This window comes from Streptococcus vestibularis, from assembly GCF_900636445.1.
Lineage (GTDB): Bacteria > Bacillota > Bacilli > Lactobacillales > Streptococcaceae > Streptococcus > Streptococcus vestibularis.
In genome coordinates this window covers 1,365,348-1,383,486 of record NZ_LR134275.1, presented here as the reverse complement: position 1 = coordinate 1,383,486, position 18,139 = coordinate 1,365,348, and the positions used below count along the sequence as shown (strand labels likewise).

At 41.0% G+C, this 18,139-nt stretch carries 8 protein-coding genes and 3 pseudogenes; 9 read left to right on the top strand and 2 right to left on the bottom strand.

The window, feature by feature from the left end; translation table 11 throughout:
• Positions 1-62 precede the first annotated feature (62 nt).
• The 4 genes and pseudogenes from EL076_RS06910 to EL076_RS06895 form a co-directional block, all read left to right on the top strand.
• A pseudogene (locus EL076_RS06910) lies at positions 63-865 on the top strand (glycogen/starch/alpha-glucan phosphorylase); the annotation flags it as partial.
• A 71-nt stretch (positions 866-936) separates the two neighbouring features.
• A complete protein-coding gene (locus EL076_RS06905) occupies positions 937-1,497 on the top strand; it encodes a GNAT family N-acetyltransferase (RefSeq protein WP_048788288.1) in 561 nt (186 codons plus the stop codon).
• 105 nt (positions 1,498-1,602) lie between these two features.
• Positions 1,603-3,132, top strand: a complete 1,530-nt coding sequence (locus tag EL076_RS06900; protein WP_126429820.1) for a DUF1310 family protein — start codon at positions 1,603-1,605, stop codon at positions 3,130-3,132.
• Positions 3,113-3,709 (top strand): hypothetical protein, encoded by a 597-nt coding sequence (locus tag EL076_RS06895; protein ID WP_126429818.1) that lies wholly within the window; start codon positions 3,113-3,115, stop codon positions 3,707-3,709. Before EL076_RS06900 ends, EL076_RS06895 begins: the two co-directional genes overlap by 20 nt.
• A gap of 61 nt (positions 3,710-3,770) precedes the next feature.
• Here EL076_RS06895 and gshAB read toward each other — a convergent pair whose 3' ends face one another.
• Complete coding sequence (gene gshAB / locus EL076_RS06890) at positions 3,771-6,035, bottom strand: bifunctional glutamate--cysteine ligase GshA/glutathione synthetase GshB (protein WP_126429816.1); 2,265 nt, start codon at positions 6,033-6,035, stop codon at positions 3,771-3,773.
• Between the two features lie 635 nt (positions 6,036-6,670).
• On the opposite strand from gshAB, the gene EL076_RS06885 reads away from it, so the two are divergent.
• Both EL076_RS06885 and EL076_RS06880 read left to right on the top strand, forming a co-directional pair.
• Positions 6,671-8,416 carry an ABC transporter ATP-binding protein gene (locus EL076_RS06885; protein WP_126429814.1) on the top strand — a complete coding sequence of 582 codons (1,746 nt, stop codon included), beginning with the start codon at positions 6,671-6,673 and terminating at the stop codon, positions 8,414-8,416.
• On the top strand, positions 8,406-10,274 hold the full coding sequence (locus EL076_RS06880) for an ABC transporter ATP-binding protein (RefSeq protein WP_126429812.1): 1,869 nt from the start codon (positions 8,406-8,408) through the stop codon (positions 10,272-10,274). The genes EL076_RS06885 and EL076_RS06880 overlap by 11 nt, the downstream gene beginning before the upstream one ends.
• A 141-nt stretch (positions 10,275-10,415) precedes the next feature.
• Here the strand turns inward: EL076_RS06880 and EL076_RS06875 are convergent.
• Positions 10,416-10,619 (bottom strand): annotated as a pseudogene (locus tag EL076_RS06875) (ATP-binding cassette domain-containing protein); the annotation flags it as partial.
• A 199-nt stretch (positions 10,620-10,818) separates the two neighbouring features.
• Between EL076_RS06875 and EL076_RS10575 the strand changes: the two are divergent.
• From EL076_RS10575 to EL076_RS10335, 3 genes and pseudogenes are all read left to right on the top strand, one after another.
• On the top strand, positions 10,819-10,923 hold the full coding sequence (locus EL076_RS10575; RefSeq protein WP_126430153.1) for an IS3 family transposase: 105 nt from the start codon (positions 10,819-10,821) through the stop codon (positions 10,921-10,923).
• A gap of 424 nt (positions 10,924-11,347) precedes the next feature.
• Positions 11,348-17,317: a ZmpA/ZmpB/ZmpC family metallo-endopeptidase gene (locus tag EL076_RS06865; protein ID WP_126429810.1), complete on the top strand. Its 5,970-nt coding sequence runs from the start codon at positions 11,348-11,350 to the stop codon at positions 17,315-17,317.
• A gap of 118 nt (positions 17,318-17,435) precedes the next feature.
• A pseudogene (locus EL076_RS10335) lies at positions 17,436-18,019 on the top strand (IS3 family transposase); the annotation flags it as partial.
• Between the last annotated feature and the right edge of the window lie 120 nt (positions 18,020-18,139).

Here is an 18,139-nt window from a genome sequence, read left to right as displayed (position 1 = left end):
TATCCTAATATTTACCCTATAAGATGTCTATCAAAGGTATAGAAGTATAAGAAAGGATTTCTATGCAATTCGAAAATTTAATAAAAGGACAATTTATCCGTGATTTTAAAGATACGCTCCACCAAGAACAGTTGATTAGAGTAGCTAAGGCACACCAACCGAAATCTTCACAGCCTTGGCTGGTTTGATTCGTAAGTATTACACTGACACATGGATTGAACGTAAGCATGCACTTTCAGACAATCAAGAAAAGATTGCTTTCTACTTCTCAATCGAATTACTTCCAGGTCGTATGTTGGAAACTAACCTCCTCAACCTAGGTATTCTTGACCTTGTTAAAGAAGGTTTCGCAGAACTTGATATCGACTTCCGTGAAGTAGTAGAAGCTGAGCATGACATGGCACTTGGTAATGGTGGTCTTGGTCGTTTGGCTGCTGCCTTCATGGATTCACTTGCGACTACTGGTTACCCAGGTTTTGGTAATGGTCTTCGTTACCGTTATGGACTTTTCAAACAACGTATTGTTGATGGTTATCAAGTTGAATTGCCAGATAGTTGGTTTGGCTCAACAGGGAATGTTTGGGAAATACGTAAAGACCATGATATCGTTGATGTGAAACTCTTCGGTGATGTTGTCCTTGAAAGCAATGAAGAAGGTAGCTTCGTTCCAACTTATAAGAACGCTCAAGTTCTTCGCGCTGTGCCTTACGATGTGCCACAAATTGGTTACCAAAATGGTGTGATTAACAACCTTCGTCTTTGGGATGTTGAAATTCCTGAAGAATATGAGTTGGATTACCCAACATTGGAAGCTCGCCGTCGTGTGAAAGATATTACAGCCATTCTTTATCCCAACCTTAGTTCTCGAAACTTGCAACCGTCTTCTAGAATGTTATAATGACCTATAGGTATGAGCATCAAAAAGGAGGGAATTTTATGGCTTTACGTAGCCAATTAATTACCAAGGAGTTTCCAGACTTAGATAGGGTGGAGCGTCTAAACAATGAGGCCTTTCCAGAAGAAGAACGTATTCCTTTGAGTGAGTTCTTACAACTAGATGGTCGTGATGATTATCATTTCTTTGCCTTTTATGACGAGGATGATTTTGTTGGATTTGCCTCAGTTCTATACAATGCCAAAGTTTTTTATGTGAGTTTCTTTGCCATTGTCCCTCAAATGCGGAGTCATGGCTACGGAAGTGAGATTATTGATAAACTGGTAGAGTTTTATGGTCCATCTCGTTCTATGGTTTTAGAAGTTGAGCGTTTGGATGAACCCAATGACAATCCAGAGCAACGAGCGGCGCGTTGGGATTTCTATAAGCGTAATGGTTTCAAGACGTCCAATGCTTTCTTGGAGTATGAGGGTTTGAGTTTTGAGATTCTCTATCGTGGAGATCACTTTGACGAAGAAGCCTACAGAGAGATATTTTATAAGCTTCAGGAAAATGCTTATTTTGACTTCAGTATTAAACATCGTTGCTTGAGTGATTTATAAAAAATTGAGTTAAACAGGTACTATTTGGCCTGTTTTTCATTTGTTTTCAGCTTTTGCCAATCGTTTTCAGAATATTTTGTCCTCCTATGCTATAATGGAAGTACTATGAAGAAAGTAATTTTACAGTACTTGGCAAGTGCTCTGACTGTAATCCTCATACTTGGTCTTGTGGTTTTTGATCGGCATCAAAACCAATACTTGGTCACAAAGGTCAATGATCCCGAGATTTCCTATATTTATCAGGATTCTCTTGAAAATCTAGACAAACTGGCTCTGAGTCGAGCTGGGGTCATTCAATCCTATCAACTCGATCCCCTGTCAGTTAGGAAGGAAAACGGGAAGATTCGTCTAGCTCTCCATATTAATCATTCCTATGATATGCAGGTAAATCTTGTCCTTAAGGCCGATATTTATGGTGATTTATCCGTGGTTGAAGCGACTCCGTCAAAGGCTTTGAAACTGGCTTTGGAGGCTGAGACTTATCAGAAACGGTTGACCTTAATTTCGCAAAAGGTAGATGCTATTATAACTCGTGATCACTGGGATCAAGGTATTAAACCGGCCTATGTGGCTCAGGTCAGAAGTAAGATGAAGAAGACTTCTTTGAACCAGTTGGATAAAGTTCTGCAAAAAATCGATCAAGAAAGTAAGGAAGTGGGCTCAGATACCTATACAGCCTTTTTCCAAGCTTCTCAACTCCCTAATCATGACAAGCTCAATTTGGTTATGACTCACATGCAGGTTTATGTGGATAAGTACCAGTTCCTTCAATTAGGGAAGTCAGGTTATAAATTTTCCAAGAAACTTGAGCCAACCAGCCCTTTTTACAGTTACTTCCGCGAAGCTATTATGGAGACTTATCAGACGGATTTAGGACTGGGCGAGGATGAGTTGGGTATCAAGCTCCACCTTTTTAGGTCATGGATTGATAAGCAGTCAATGGACTATATTAGGGCCAACTACAAGGGTAAGACGGATTTAGACAAGCTTCTGGCCTACAGCAAGGACAGGAAGATTCATCTGGATTATACTACAGGTGCTTCCTATCATAATCGAAGTTTGGGAGACTTTACCTATCCAGAGAACATGAAAATTCAGCTACCTCAGACCAGTGTCATGGGATCTTACGGTGTCAGCAATTCCCGCTTTATTGAATTTATTGTCAATATGGATACAGGGAAATTTGTTTCTGAGTGGAATGTTTACAAGAAAAGGAAAGACGGTAGCATCGACTCTAATCCTAAGCATTACAAGATTGAAGATGGTGCTGACATTGCCGATACGGATTCTGCTAATTATGGGCTGTCTAAGGGCTTGAATGCTGACTTACCGGCCTATCTCAATAATAGCCATACCTATCTTGACGTTCGTCACCCTGCTGACAATGCGATTAGACGCAAGATGGTAAGAAAGTGGAAAAATGCCAAGAATGTCTTAAACGGCGGGCGCTATGCTGATATTGTTAAAAAAGGAGGCTTGAAAGACCTTGAAACATGGAAACAATTTAAAGCTGAAGACCGGCTTCAGGTCTACAATGCTTACCTTGATTATATTCGCTCTCATCTTGTGCTTAATGGGTTTGACAGCTTTTACCAAGAAACCTACAAGCCCCAAGGTGGAGACAAAAAAGACTGAGACCCTAGATAGTGTTCTCATCGCTAAAAATTTCTATCGTGTAAGGGATGCTTATGCCATCAAGCTCTACGGGCAGGATGAAGGGATGTCATTTGATGTGGCTGGCCAGAGACTTTTTGGGTCAAATCTTGCCATTAAGGATGGTATCTTGTATGGGTCTAGTCTTGGTGACTTGACCATTGAGGTTTATTTTCAGGGCGAGGTGTCCTACCTTTTAGAGGCTACCCAGAAGCTCCCAGTGGACAAAAATCGCATCAAGGCTAATCACTATAGTCAGGACATTGTTCTGCATAACGTTTGGTCTAGTCTGGAAGGTCAAGAAACCTCCAACAGTATCATCACTCAGTTTCAAGACAAGGACTTGCTTAAGTTGCGCATCAGCTACAACAAAGAGTTTCTTCCCACAAAGATTCAAGGCTTCTACAATAGTCAAACCTTTAATGGTTGGCGGGATCTATTTTACATAGATTATCCATATAGTGATCAGGAAGCCTTCAATCAGGCTCAAGATGCCTATATAGAGCATATCCAGTACATGGAAACGCATCCTGAGGAAGAAGCAGGAGAGTTTGGTTAATAAAGCAAAATCACCTTTATCTTGAGATAAAGGTGGTTTGTTTGTTCCTAAGAATTAGGTTTTAGGTTTGACTTGTGGCAACTTCTGGAAAAAGCTTGTCTAGGATTTTTGGAGTAATAGCTTGTCCAGGGCCTTCAGCACAGTAGGTGTGCATATACATAGAAGGGTTAAAGTTGAGCTCAATACAAGTGCAATGAGGTTTTTCCTTGCTGGCAGGCTGAGTTTTATCTGGAATGATGAGGTCAACCCCGCAAGCCCAGGCCCCCATGCTAGTCGCCATAGCTGCAGCAAGTTCTTGGTAAGAGGAATCCATAGTCTCAGTGACATCAATAGAGTCGCCACCTGTAGAGATGTTAGAGTTACGGCGGAGATTGACCTTTTTCCCTTCTGGGAGAATATCATCAGGTGTATAACCTTGCTGAGTCAACATCAGTTGTTCGATGTCTCCTAGATCAATGATCTCCAGCGGTGATCGGTGATCACGGCCTCGCAATGGGTTGGCATTTTTCTGAGCGACTAATTCACGAATGGTGTGTTTGCCATCACCGACAACATTGGCAGCGACACGAAGGAGGACAGCCTCACAACGCCCATCTAGAATGAAGAAACGGTATTCGGTTCCTGGAATAAATTCTTCAACAAGGACAGCGGTATCTTCTGCGAAAGCAATTTCAAGGGCTTTTTGATAGTTGTCAAGACTAGCAGGTTCTTGGAAAATGGAAATTCCCAGACCAAAGTTGGTTGATTTTGGTTTGACTACAATTTGCTTGTCCTTGATAAGAGGATAATAAGCTAGACCTTGTTCCAGACTGGTAAATTCGTCGCCAGCGGGAACAGGGAAACCAGCATCAGCCAGGATTTTTTTGGTCACGGTTTTATTAGCCATGGCAAGAGGTACTACATAGTTGTCTTTTGAGGTCATGTTACCATTTTTGACGTACTCAACATGATCTTTATGCAAGAGTTTAAGGAATTGATCCTGCTCATCTAGGATTTCAAAATGAATCCCTTTTTGAATGGCATCAAAGAGCAACATCTGAGTAGAAAGTTCCATCTCCTCATAACCCTTAAGGGCATAGTGGGCAGTCCAGTCGTAATCGTGATAGGCAAGAGCCTTGTCGAGGGCAAAGTCAGCAAGGGACTTGTCTTTGATATGAGGAAGTAGTTGAGCAGCTAGTGTCTGACTAGGATCCGCAAAGGCATCTTTCACTTGTTTGACCAAACCTTGATGATAATCACCAAGCCCAAAATGTTGCACCAGTTGGTCCAGAGCTGTCGTAATGTTCTGAGTTTCAGCTTCAGAAGGTAGAGGTTCTAAAGGATGAGAGAGGGCGATTTTCTCATTTAGCGCGTGACCTTGAGTAAGAGCTTGGTCAACATTTTCAGGGGCATCTAGCCATAGGAAAGCTAAAAGGAGCAAGTGAACCGTATCCATGGTATCTTGGCTAATTCCGATACGCTCAAAGGGGTTAAGGTCGAAGTTACGGAATTCTAGGTAGGTGATTCCTTTGTCAAGGAAGGAACGATTAACCTTTTGTCCACGAAAACGAACAGCCGAGTAAAATTCCTTCTCCGCAATCAAATCTCCTTGTTCGATATAGCGTTCGATGGCAGAGACATAGTCTTCTAGGCTTGCAAAGGATACTTGGATTTCTTCCTTATTGACATAACCATGGTCACTGTTACGGAAGGAACGAACGGGTTCTGGCACTTCTTGGTCGAAGAAGCCTTGCTCAGCAGTAGGTGCGGCGCCAAAGAGATAGGTAATCACCCAACGGTAGCGCAAATAGTTCTGAGCCAGCTTAAGGTAGAGGGCGTTTTTGAAAGTAATCATGTCAGTCTGGTCACTTTCTTTGAATAGGGCCTCAACCAAATCCTCCCCTAGTTCCATATTATAGTGGATACCTGAGATAGCTTGTAGTTTAGTTCCGTATTTTTCGGCCAAGTAGTTCCGATAATGGCGTTCGAATTCATTTTCCAGTTGGGCAACTTGGATTTCTTGGGCTTTGATATGAGGTGGCATGGACAAGGGCCAGAGAAGTTCATCTTTACTGATGGAACGTCCAGCTACATCGGTAATGGCTCCAAGAAAACGACGAGCCTCAGTGGTAGATTTAGCGACTGGTGTGATGAGTTCCATCTGAAACTCACAAAAATCTGTTTGAATATAGGGATGGAAACTACGAGCCCCTAGACAGGAAGGGTGAGGCGTATGTGCTAATTTTCCCTGTCTATTGACACGAAGACTTTCGCGCTCAATTCCAAAATTAGCTTGGAGAATAGGACTGGTAGCCTCCAGTTTTTGAAATAGTTGGTTTATGGTCATAGAGTCACCTTTTCATCTAATGTTAGTGTTAGTCTATTATAAATAGGGACAGAAAACAAATTTCTGCTACGTTTAGTTATAATTTACGAACATTTATGATAAATTTGTGAAAAACGAGCAGGATTTAGAGCGATATTTTTATCAAATATCATAAAATATTTACAAACGTTAGTGAAATGATATTGTGCTTGCAATTTTACTCAATTTAACCTATACTAATGACATATATGTGAGAACGAAAAAATCCCTAGGGTCTGCCCTCAGGGGCTTTTGTATGCTCTCAAAAAGGGTCTAGCCGTTCTTTTATAAATAAAGCATGAGCAATAAGACTCTTGGTTTTAAGTTTCTCTCTGCCTAGAGCAGATGATATTTTTCGTCGTGGTAGGGCTCATCCGGAATCTATTTGCACTTGTTCGAATTGCTCGCGATTCGACAGTTCGCTCTGCCCAACAGTGATGCTTTCACCATGATGATATTCCTATAACTGCAGAAGCAGTTATAGGAAGCGGAGTTATCGAGACTTTGGCTCGATAACTAGTCATGGAACGACTGAGTCGGTCGCTGATGTCCGCCATCACTTAAGAAAGCATCAAAAAAGAAAAATATCAAAAAAACAATAAAAAACGGAGGTAATTATGTTTCAAACCCTGATCGCCCAGATAAAGGAATACAAGAAACCCTCAATCCTAGCGTCCCTCTTCATGACGCTAGAAGTTATGTTTGAGATTTCCATTCCCTTTGTTATGGCCAATCTTTTGGACAAAGGTGTCCAGCAATCTAACATGTCTAACATTTGGCTCTATGGTGGCCTCATGTTGGTCTGCGCCTTCCTGTCGCTTTTCTGTGGGATGCAGTCGGCACGCTATGCGGCCTTTGCCTCTGCTGGATTTGCCAAGAATCTACGTCAGGCTATTTTCAAAAAGGTTCAAACCTTCTCTTTTGAAAATATCGATAAGTTCTCAGCTGGTGGTCTGGTAACGCGTATGATGACTGATGTTACCAACGTTCAGAACTCTTATCAAATGATTATCCGCATCTGTGTGCGTGCCCCACTCAACCTGATTTTCGCCATTACTGCTAGTTTCCTCATCAATGGTCAGATGGCTTGGATTTTCGTTGGCGTAACACTCTTCCTTGGTCTGGTTTTGGCCATTATTACCAAAATCGTATATCCTCTATTTACTCAAGTATTTGAGGCTTATGACAACCTTAACAACAGTATCAAGGAAAATATCACCAACATGCGTGTGGTGAAATCCTACGTTAAGGAACAGGAAGAGACAGATAAGTTCAAGAAGGCCTCACGTCGTATTTACAAAATGTTTATGCGTGCCATTCGTGTAGTTATCATATCTAATCCAGCCATGATGTTGTCTATGTACGCGTCATTCCTCATGATTTCCTGGTTTGGTGCCCATCTCATCGTTGGTGGTAGCTTAACTACAGGGGAATTGACTTCGATGTTCAGTTACACCATGACCATCCTTATGTCACTCATGATGTTCATGATGATCTTTGTCATGTTGTCTATCTCTATGGCCTCTGTAGAGCGTATCAATGAAGTGCTTAACACTGATTCAACCATTGTTTCACCTGAAAATGGTTTAACAGAAGTTGCAGATGGTTCTATCAGTTTTGATCATGTGGATTTCTCATACACGGATGAAAATGGTGACAAGACCCATGTCCTCAAAGATATCACTTTGGATATTAAGTCTGGTGAAGTTATTGGTATTCTTGGTGGAACGGGTTCGGGTAAATCAAGCTTGGTTCAGCTTATTCCTCGCCTTTATGATGTGGAATCAGGTCAAGTTAAGGTTGCTGGTCACGATGTTAAGGATTATGATTTGGATAGCTTGCGTAAGCAAGTTGCCATGGTTCTTCAAACCAATGTCCTTTTTTCAGGAACCATTAAGGAAAATATGCGTTGGGGAAATAAACAGGCGACAGATGAGGAAATCATTGAAGCTTGTAAGATTGCCCAAGCTGATGAATTTATCCAAGAGTTTAAGGATGGCTATAACACCAAGATTGAACGTGGTGGAGCCAATGTCTCAGGGGGACAACGTCAACGTCTTTGTATCGCACGTGCCCTCCTCATGAATCCGAAAATTTTGATTTTGGATGATTCAACATCAGCGGTTGATACTAAGACAGATAGTTTGATTCGTCAAGGTTTTACTTCAAGTCTTAAGGACACGACTAAAATCATCATCGGTCAACGGATTTCATCTATTCAAGATGCGGACCGTATCGTTGTTATGGATGATGGTCGTATCGATGCTATTGGTACGCATGACGACTTGGTGGCTAATAATGCCATATATCGTGAGGTTTACAAGATGCAAACACAAGGGAAAGGAGTAGCAGATGCAGAATAAGAAAAAAGCCAGCTGGAGCTCACTAGCACGACTGCTACGCTTTTTGTGGCAAGACTACAAGCTTTCACTTAGTATCTCTTTTGTCCTTATCGTTGTAGCTTCTTTGGCAACGGTTAATTTGACGGCTTCAATTCAGTCCTTGGTGGACGTTTACGTTCAACCCATGCTCAAATCGGGTAGCCATGACTTTGGGTCATTGTTACGTTTCTTGACTTCAGTTGGGGTCTTTTGTCTTATCGGTGTGGTTGCCAACTATGTGGCTTCCCTCCTCATGGCGACGATTTCACAAGATTCCCTACGTTCCCTTCGTAATCAGCTCTTTGCTCGTATGCAAAAGCTCCCTGTTCGTTACTTTGACACTCATAAACACGGTGACATCATGTCAATCTATACAAACGACATTGATGCCCTCCGTCAGGCCATTGAACAATCTATTCCACAGTTGCTACAAACAGCCATTACCATTATCGGTGTGACAGTAACCATGCTTACCGTGAGTCCTCTCCTTTTTATCGTGGTTCTGGTCATGGTAGGTATCATGTTTATGGTTATTAAAAATGTATCCGCCAAATCAGGCCGTTACTTCGGTGAACAACAAAAGAACCTAGGGATTGAGAATGGTTTTATCGAAGAAATGATGTCAGGTCAAAAGGTAATTAAAGCTTTTGTTCATGAAGAAGAAAGCATGGCTGACTTTGATAAGATTAATGAACAACTTTTCCAATCATCATACTTGGCCAATCGCTATGCTAATGTTCTCATGCCCATTCTTGGGAACTTAGGAAATGTTTCCTTTGTTTTGACTGCCTTGGTTGGTGGGGTCTTTGCCCTCAATGGTGTGGGTGGCTTGACTATCGGTGGTCTCATGGCCTTCCTGCAATTGAACCGCTCCTTCAATGGTCCTATTACTCAGGTGTCTCAACAACTTAACTTTGTTCTTATGGCACTTGCTGGTGCAGACCGTATCTTTGACCTGTTGGATGAAGCAGAAGAAGTTGACCAAGGTAAGGTCACTTTGGTCAATTACGAATTGGTAGACGGTCAGATGGTCGTGACAGACAAGAAAACCAATCTTTGGGCTTGGAAACACCACCGTCCAAATGGCGACTATGAATTGGTCGAGTTGGTCGGAAATGTGGTCTTCCAAGACGTTGATTTCTCTTACGATGGTAAGAAACAAATCCTTCATGACGTTAATCTTTATGCAGACAAGGGACAAAAGGTTGCCTTTGTTGGTGCGACGGGTGCAGGTAAGACGACGATTACTAACTTGATCAATCGTTTCTACGACATCCAATCTGGTGTGATTACTTATGATGGTATCGATGTCAAGTTAATTGAAAAAGATTCTCTTCGTCGATCACTTGGTATCGTACTTCAAGATACACATCTCTTCACAGGGACTATCGCTGAAAATATTGCCTACGGCCGTGCGGATGCGACTCGCGAGGAAATTCTTGAAGCTGCTCGTATTGCTAACGTGGATTCCTTTGTGGAACATTTGGACAATGGTTACGACACTGTTCTTACAGATGATGGCGCAGGCTTGTCTAATGGACAACGTCAGCTGATTGCCATTGCGCGTGCTGCTCTTGCCAATGCACCGGTTCTCATCCTTGATGAAGCGACATCTTCGATTGACTCTCGTACTGAAAAAATGGTACAAGAGGGGATGGACCGACTTATGGAAGGACGTACGGTCTTCGTTATCGCCCACCGTCTTTCAACCATCGTTAACTCTGACGTTATCATGGTTATGGATCATGGACGTATCATTGAACGTGGTGATCACGATACCCTTATGGAACAAGGTGGTACCTACTACAGACTCTATACTGGTGGTCTTGAAATTGATTAACATTAAAAGAACTCAGGTTTTGCCTGAGTTCTTTGCATATGAAGAAAAGGTTTCTTTTGAGACTTTTCTTATAAAAACTATAGATTTGATCTCTTAAATCTCAACTTCTTCTATACCGTGTGCGTCCAGGCGATATATCTTTTAGCAAACTTGTCTGAGGTAGTTGACATCATGTGATACTGTAAGAGTTGCACCTGGATAGTTCTTGAAGAGCTGTCGGACTTGGGGTTGTGAGATGGGTAAGAAATTTTTGGTTGGTTCATCTAAGATTAGGAGTTGAGGGCTTTCTAAGACTACATGCAGTAGGATTAGTTTTCCTTTTTGCCCACCAGATAGGTCAGCAATTGAAGGTACTGCACCCATAAAATGAGACACAAGAAAACACTCTTGTTGAATTCTGGTAAACTAGAAACAGGAGTGTTTTGTTATGGTCAAAAAAGCATATTCAGTAGAAACTAAGCTAGCCTGTATCGAATGATTCTATTCTGTTCTCAAATCTGAAACCTTCCATCTCTATAAGTGAAGAAACCTAACTAAAGATAGTATAATAGATATTGTTAAAAATTACATCATATTTTATAATGAAACTAGAATTCAACAGAAATTAAATGACCAATCTCCTGCAGAGTACAGAAAGATGGTCGCATAAGAGGTTTTTTCTTGTCCCATTATTGGGGTGCAGTGCCAGTAGTGGGGCTTTTTTGTGTCTATTGAAAGATGATCTTCACTTACATTAAAGTATTAGATAAAAAGTAAAATAAAAGAGATTAAGTCAATTGTTTTATTTTTGGATTGTTAGTAGTTTGAATTTCAAGAGAATATTTTTACAAATGTTAGAGTCTTTGTAGTTATTTACATGAAAAGGTTTTAGATGTTTTCATGAAAGAAAAGTATGGTCGCTAAACAATTATTTATATTGATTAAAAATTAGAGAAAATACTTGCCTAAGTATTAAAAAAAGGATATGATAGACCTCTGAAGAAGGTTAATAGATGCATAAAGTGCGTGTTTATCCGATAATTATTTTTGACGTGCCTTTAAGGTACAATGATTAACAAATAGGAAGTTTATGAATGAAACAAGCAAATCATGTTGTTGAAAAAGTGACAAAATACGCTATTCGTAAGTTGTCAGTTGGTGTTGGACCAGTTGCTATTGGAACATTCTTAATAGCAGGTGGTCTTTTCGTGTCTAAGCCAGTTTCGGCGGATCAGGTTACTACGGATTCATCGGTACATCTGGCCTATGTTACTGAAAATGAATTGACAGCCGAAGAGCAAAAGCAAGTGGTTCATGCTATTCCAAAGGCATATCAAAATGATGATACTTTTTATCTGGTCTATAAACGTAAGGGAGACAGTCAAGCTAATCTTCCTAAGACAGGCAGTTCTGACTGGGCGGTAACAGGTTTAGAACTGACGACAGCAACTTTGGCTGTGCTCCTATTTTCAAAAAAACATCGTAAAAAGATTATTGGATTGGTCTTGATTGGAGCAGCTGGGCAAAGCTTACTTATCCCTCTTGAGGTTCTTGCTTTGCAAAATAAGGAGTTGCAGGCTTATAATCAGAATCTAGCTGTCTCAGATGAGGCGGACCTAGCTAAGGGTGTTATTACCATTGATGGTTATGAGTATGTCGGTTATCTGCGTTACTCATCTAAGCCTGAGCTTGAACAACCTTTGGAGAATGCTTTGAAAGGACTTGAGCCATCAAGAGAAGATAGAAACACAGAAAGCCGGTATGAAATAGATAAAGAAATAAGTTGGGAAAAAGGAACTCAGGAAGCGGGTCACGAAGGTGAAGTTCTTGTTCAACCAGCAGTCCCAGAGTACACTGACCCAATCAGTGTTAATGGCACACAAGAATCAGGTCACGAAGGTGAAGTTCTTGTTCAACCAGCAGTCCCAGAGTACACTGGATCGATCAGTACTGATGGCACACAAGAATCCGGTCATGAAGGCAAATCTCTTGTCCAACCAGCAGTCCCAGAGTATACGGACTCAATCAGTGCTAATGGCACACAAGAATCCGGTCATGAAGGTGAATCTCTTGTTCAACCGGAATCTCCAGAGTATACAGGTCCAATTAGTGCTAATGGCACACAAGAAGCCGGTCATGAAGGTGAATCTCTTGTTCAACCGGAATCTCCAGAGTATACAGGTCCAATTAGTGCTAACGGAACACAAGAATCAGGTCATGAAGGTGAATCTCTTGTTCAACCGGAATCCCCAGAGTATACAGGTCCAATTAGTGCTAATGGCACGCAAGAAGTAGGTCACGAAGGGGAATCTCTTGTTCAACCAGCAACCCCAGAGTACACTGGATCGATCAGTGCTAATGGCACGCAAGAATCAGGTCATGAAGGTGAGGCCACTGTTCAACCGGAATCCCCAGAGTATACAGACAACCTTGAAGCTAAAGGGACTCAAGAACCAGGCAACGAAGGTGAGGCTCTTGTCCAAGCTGAGAATCCTGTTCATACCCCAGTTGTCGGAAGTATCACAGAGACTGAAACGCAAGCCATTGATTATCCTATCGAAGTTATTACTGATGATAACAAATATGTGGATGAAGAAGTTGTTGATCAAGAGGGCCAAAAAGGTAGCCAAGAAATCCATAAAGTTTACCAAACCATTGATGGTGTTAAGATTGGTGAGCCGACTATTGTGTCAGGTAAGGTTATTGAGGTGCCACAACCTAGAAAAATCCGTCGTGGCAGCAAGCCTCTAGATGGGACAACGACTGAAGAGTCTATTGTAGAGCTTCCATTTAAAGAAATTGTCCAAGAAGATGATACACTTGAGAAAGGCGTTGTGCAGGTTGTCCAAGAAGGACAAAAAGGACAAAATAAAATTACCAAGATTTATAAGACCTTTAAGGGTAGTAAGACTGCTGAAGAACCAACTGTTACTGAAACAGTGCTAGTTCCTGCCCGAGATCGTATCGTTCGAAAAGGTACTAAGATATCTGAAAAACCAGTTCTTACACTGACACAGGTTGACAAGGATGACTTGGGTCGCAGTGCTAAACTTAGCTACAACTTGACTAATCCAGGTTCAGCAGCTATCACGACTATTAAAGCGGTCCTTAAGCAAGATGGACAAGTTGTCCAAACGCTTGATGTTCCTAGCACGACTTTGACTGCTGACTTAACCAACTTAGCCTATTACAAGCCTTATACCCTTACGACAACCATGACCTTTGATCGTGGCAACGGTGAGGAGAGTCAGGTTTTGGCAGACCAAACTATCCAACTGGATCTCAAGAAGGTTGAGCTTAAAGATTTTGCACGTACAGATTTGATTAAGTATGACAATCAAACAGAAGTGGATGAGACTCGTCTGACAGCTGTACCTCAGGATCTCACGAATTACTACTTGAAGATGACTTCTGCGGATCAGAAGACCACTTACTTGGCAGTGAAAGCCATCGAAGAAACAACAGTTGATGGCAAGGCGGTTTATAAGGTAACTGCAGAAGCGGATAATTTGGTGCAACGTGATGCCCAAAACCATTTTGCGAAGACTTATAGCTATTACATTGAGAAACCGAAGGCCAGTCAAGCCAATGTTTACTATGATTTTGCTGAGTTGGTCAATGCCATTCAGGCTAATCCATCAGGTGAGTTTAGACTTGGCCAAAGCATGAGTGCTCGCCATATCGTTCCAAATGGCAAATCATATATCACGACTGAATTTACTGGTAAGTTGCTCAGTGATGGTGACAAACGCTTTGCCATCTATGATTTGGAGCATCCATTGTTTAATGTCATCAATGGCGGAACTATCAAGAATATCAACTTTGAAAATGTAGATATCAATCGCCCTGGTCAGAATCAAATAGCGACAGTTGGATTTAACCTTAAAAACAAAGGTCTGATTGAAGATGTTAAGGTGACTGGTTCAGTGACTGGTAACAATGATGTGGCAGGTATCGTCAATAAGATTGATGAAGATGGCAAGATTGAAAATGTCGCCTTTATCGGTAAAATCAACTCTGTCGGTAATAACTCGACAGTTGGTGGGATTGCTGGTTCAAACTACATGGGATTCGTTAATAGAGCCTATGTGGATGCGACTATTACAGCTCAAAATGCCAACGCAAGTATGCTAGTGCCATTTGTTACTTACATGCTCAACAGTTGGAAATCAGGAACTAAGGCAAAAGTGACTAATTCAGTGGCTAAAGGTGTTCTTGATGTTAAAAACACAAGAAATGTCGGTGGTATTGTTGCCAAGACATGGCCTTACGGTGCTGTTCAAGACAACGTGACCTATGCCAAGGTTATCAAAGGTCAAGAGATTTTTGCTTCTAACGATGTCAATGATGAAGATGGTGGTCCGTACATCAAAGACCTCTTTGGTGTTATCGGTTACAGCTCCGCCGAAGATGGCACTGGTAAAGATACCAAGAGTCCTAAAAAACTCAAACATTTGACTAAGGAAGAAGCCGACAAGCGTGTTGAAGGTTACAAGATTACAGCTGATACATTTGTTAGCGAGCCTTACGAGTTAAATACTCTTAACAATGTTTCTAGTCAAGCAGATTTTGCCAATATTCAAGACTATAAGCCTGAATATAACAAGGCTTACAAGAATATTGAGAAACTTCAACCATTCTATAACAAGGATTATATTGTCTACCAAGCCAATAAACTGGCTAAAGACCATAACTTGAATACCAAAGAGGTGCTCTCAGTGACACCGATGAAAGACAGTAATTTTGTCACAGACTTAAGCGCTGCTAACAAGATTATTGTTCACTATGCTGATGGTAGCAAAGACTACTTCAAGCTTTCAGAGAGTTCAGAAGGGTTGAGCAACGTTAAGGAATATACTGTTTCTGATTTGGGTATTAAGTACACTCCAAATATCGTTCAAAAAGATCACTCGAGCCTTATCAATGGAATCGTTGATATCTTGAAACCAATTGAGTTGCAGTCTGACCCAATTTACCAAAAACTTGGTCGTACAGGTCCAAATAAGGTCAATGCTATCAAGAACCTCTTCTTGGAAGAAAGCTTTGACGCTGTTAAAGCTAATTTGACGAACCTTGTGACTAAGCTGGTTCAAAATGAAGACCATCAACTTAATCAATCATCTGCTGCCCAACAAATGATTCTTGACAAGGTCGAGAAAAATAAAGCAGCCCTCTTGCTAGGCTTGACCTACTTGAATCGTTATTACGGTGTGAAGTTTGATGATATTAATATCAAAGAAATCATGCTCTTCAAACCAGATTTCTATGGTAAAAATGTGGATGTCCTAGACCGTTTGATTGAGATTGGCTCTAAAGAAAATAATATCAGTGGTTCAAGAACATACGATGCCTTTGGTGAAGTTCTTGCAAAATATACTAAATTTGGAGATTTAAACGACTTCCTTAATTACAACAGAAAACTCTTTACCACTATCGACAATATGAATGATTGGTTCATCGATGCCACTAAGGATAAGGTCTACGTTGTAGAGAAAGCTTCACAAAACGAAGGTGTTGGCGAGCACAAGTATCGTGCTTACGATAACTTAACACGTGGTCTACACAGAAAAATGATTCTACCATTATTGAATCTTGATAAGACAGAGATGTTCTTGATTTCAACCTATGACACCATGTCTTATGGAACAGCTAACAAGTACAATACTACTCTTGAAAAACTGAAACCTGAGATTGATCTAGCTGCCCAACGTCAAATCAACTACCTTGATTTCTGGCATAGATTGGCTACAGACAAAGTTAAAAACAGGTTGTTCAAAGATATTGTCAATCCTGTCTGGGAAGGTTTCTATGTCTGGGGTCATGGTTGGCCAGGTTGGCCAGAGCGTTACGGCCAATTCAAGAACAGTACGGAAGTCTATGCGCCAATTCGTGAAATCTATGGTCCAGTTGGTGAGTACTATGGAGACAATGGAGCCATGGCTGGTGCCTACGCTGCTATCTATGACAATCCATATGATAATCGTGCCAAGGTTACTTACGTCATGTCTAACATGATTAGTGAGTACGGTGCTTCGGCCTTCACGCATGAAACTACCCACCTCAATGACCGTATTGCCTACTTTGGAGATTATGGTCGTCGGGAAGGAACAGACGTTGAAGCTTATGCCCAAGGTCTTCTTCAATCACCAGCTACTCAGGGGCATCAAGGTGAATACGGTGCCTTAGGACTGAACATGGCCTTTGAAAGAGAAAACGACGGTAATCAGTGGTACAACACTAATCCAAACAAGTTGAACTCACGTGAAGCCATCGACCGTTACATGAAGGGCTACAACGATACCCTTATGCTTCTTGACTCACTTGAAGGGGAAGCAGTCCTCAGTCAAGGAAATCAGGACCTCAATAACGCATGGTTCAAGAAGGTAGATAAACAGTTACGAGGTAATAGTAAAAATCAATACGACCAGGTTCGTTCTCTAAGTGATAGTGAAAAGGCTGTTAACTTGACTTCTATTGATGACCTTGTAGATAATAACTTTATGACCAATCGTGGACCTGGTAATGGTGTCTATAAACCAGATGATTTCTCTTCTGCCTATGTCAATGTCCCTATGATGTCTGCTATTTATGGTGGTAATACCAGCGAGGGTTCTCCAGGAGCTATGTCCTTCAAGCATAATACCTTCAGACTCTGGGGTTACTATGGCTATGAAAAAGGCTTCCTAGGTTATGCGACTAACAAGTATAAACAAGAAGCAAAAGCGGCTGGTAAGGCCACCCTTGGAGACGACTTTATCATTAGCAAGATTTCTGATGGTCAGTTCAACTCACTAGAAGCCTTCAAGAAAGCCTATTTCAAAGAAGTGAAAGACAAAGCGTCACATGGTTTGACGACAGTTGCAATTGACGGCACAACAGTAAGCTCTTACGATGATTTATTAGCCTTGTTTAAAGCTGCAGTAGCAAAAGATGCTGCAACTATTAAAACAGATAATAAGGGTAATAAATCTGTGTCAACAAGTCATACGACGAAACTCAAAGAAGCTGTCTATAAGAAACTCCTACAAGAGACAGATAGTTTCACAAGTTCTATTTTCAAATAATAGATGAAAGAATTCCCTTTGGCGAAAATGAATTGCACCCCAAAAAGTTAGACAGAAAAGATCTAACTTTTGGGGTGCTTTTATTATGAAATTGAGTTATGAAGATAAAAGTCAAATATATGAATTGAGGAATTGTGGTTTTGTAGTGAACCATAAGAAGGTCTAACGTCTGATGAGAGTTCTTGGTCTAACCGCTCTAATTCGTCGTAGACGTAAGTATTCTTCATATCAAGGAGAGGTTGATAAGAAAGTAGAGAATCTCATTCAACGCCAGTTCGAAGCATCTAAAACAATGGAAAAGCGCTATACAGATTTGACAGAATTTAACATTCCAGCAAGTAGCCAAAAATTCTATTTATCACTCGTTTTAGATGTCCTCAATAGTGAATTTATTGCTTATAATCTTTATCCATAGTGACTAGGGATGGCAATACCAACATCAGTATTATCATCGATTTTTAGAAGGGAAAGGAATCCAACCGTCCATGTCACGTAAGGGAAATTAGTCCAGACAATGACATGATGGAATCCTTCTTTGGCATTCTTAAGTCTGAGATGTTTTATGGTTATGAGAAGACGTTATAGGCACTTGAGCAATTGGAACAAGCTATTGTAGACTATATTAATTATTACAACAACAAATGCATTAAGGTAAAACTAAAAGGACTCAATCCTGTGCAATACAGAACTAAATCCTTTGCTTATATAAATTGTCTAACTTTTTGGGGTCAGTACAGTAAGGTGGTGGTTTTGCGTACGCTTTTTACACTGAACTTTAGTTCAAAAATAGAGAATTTCCTTAGTGTTTGTTATTCTATGAAA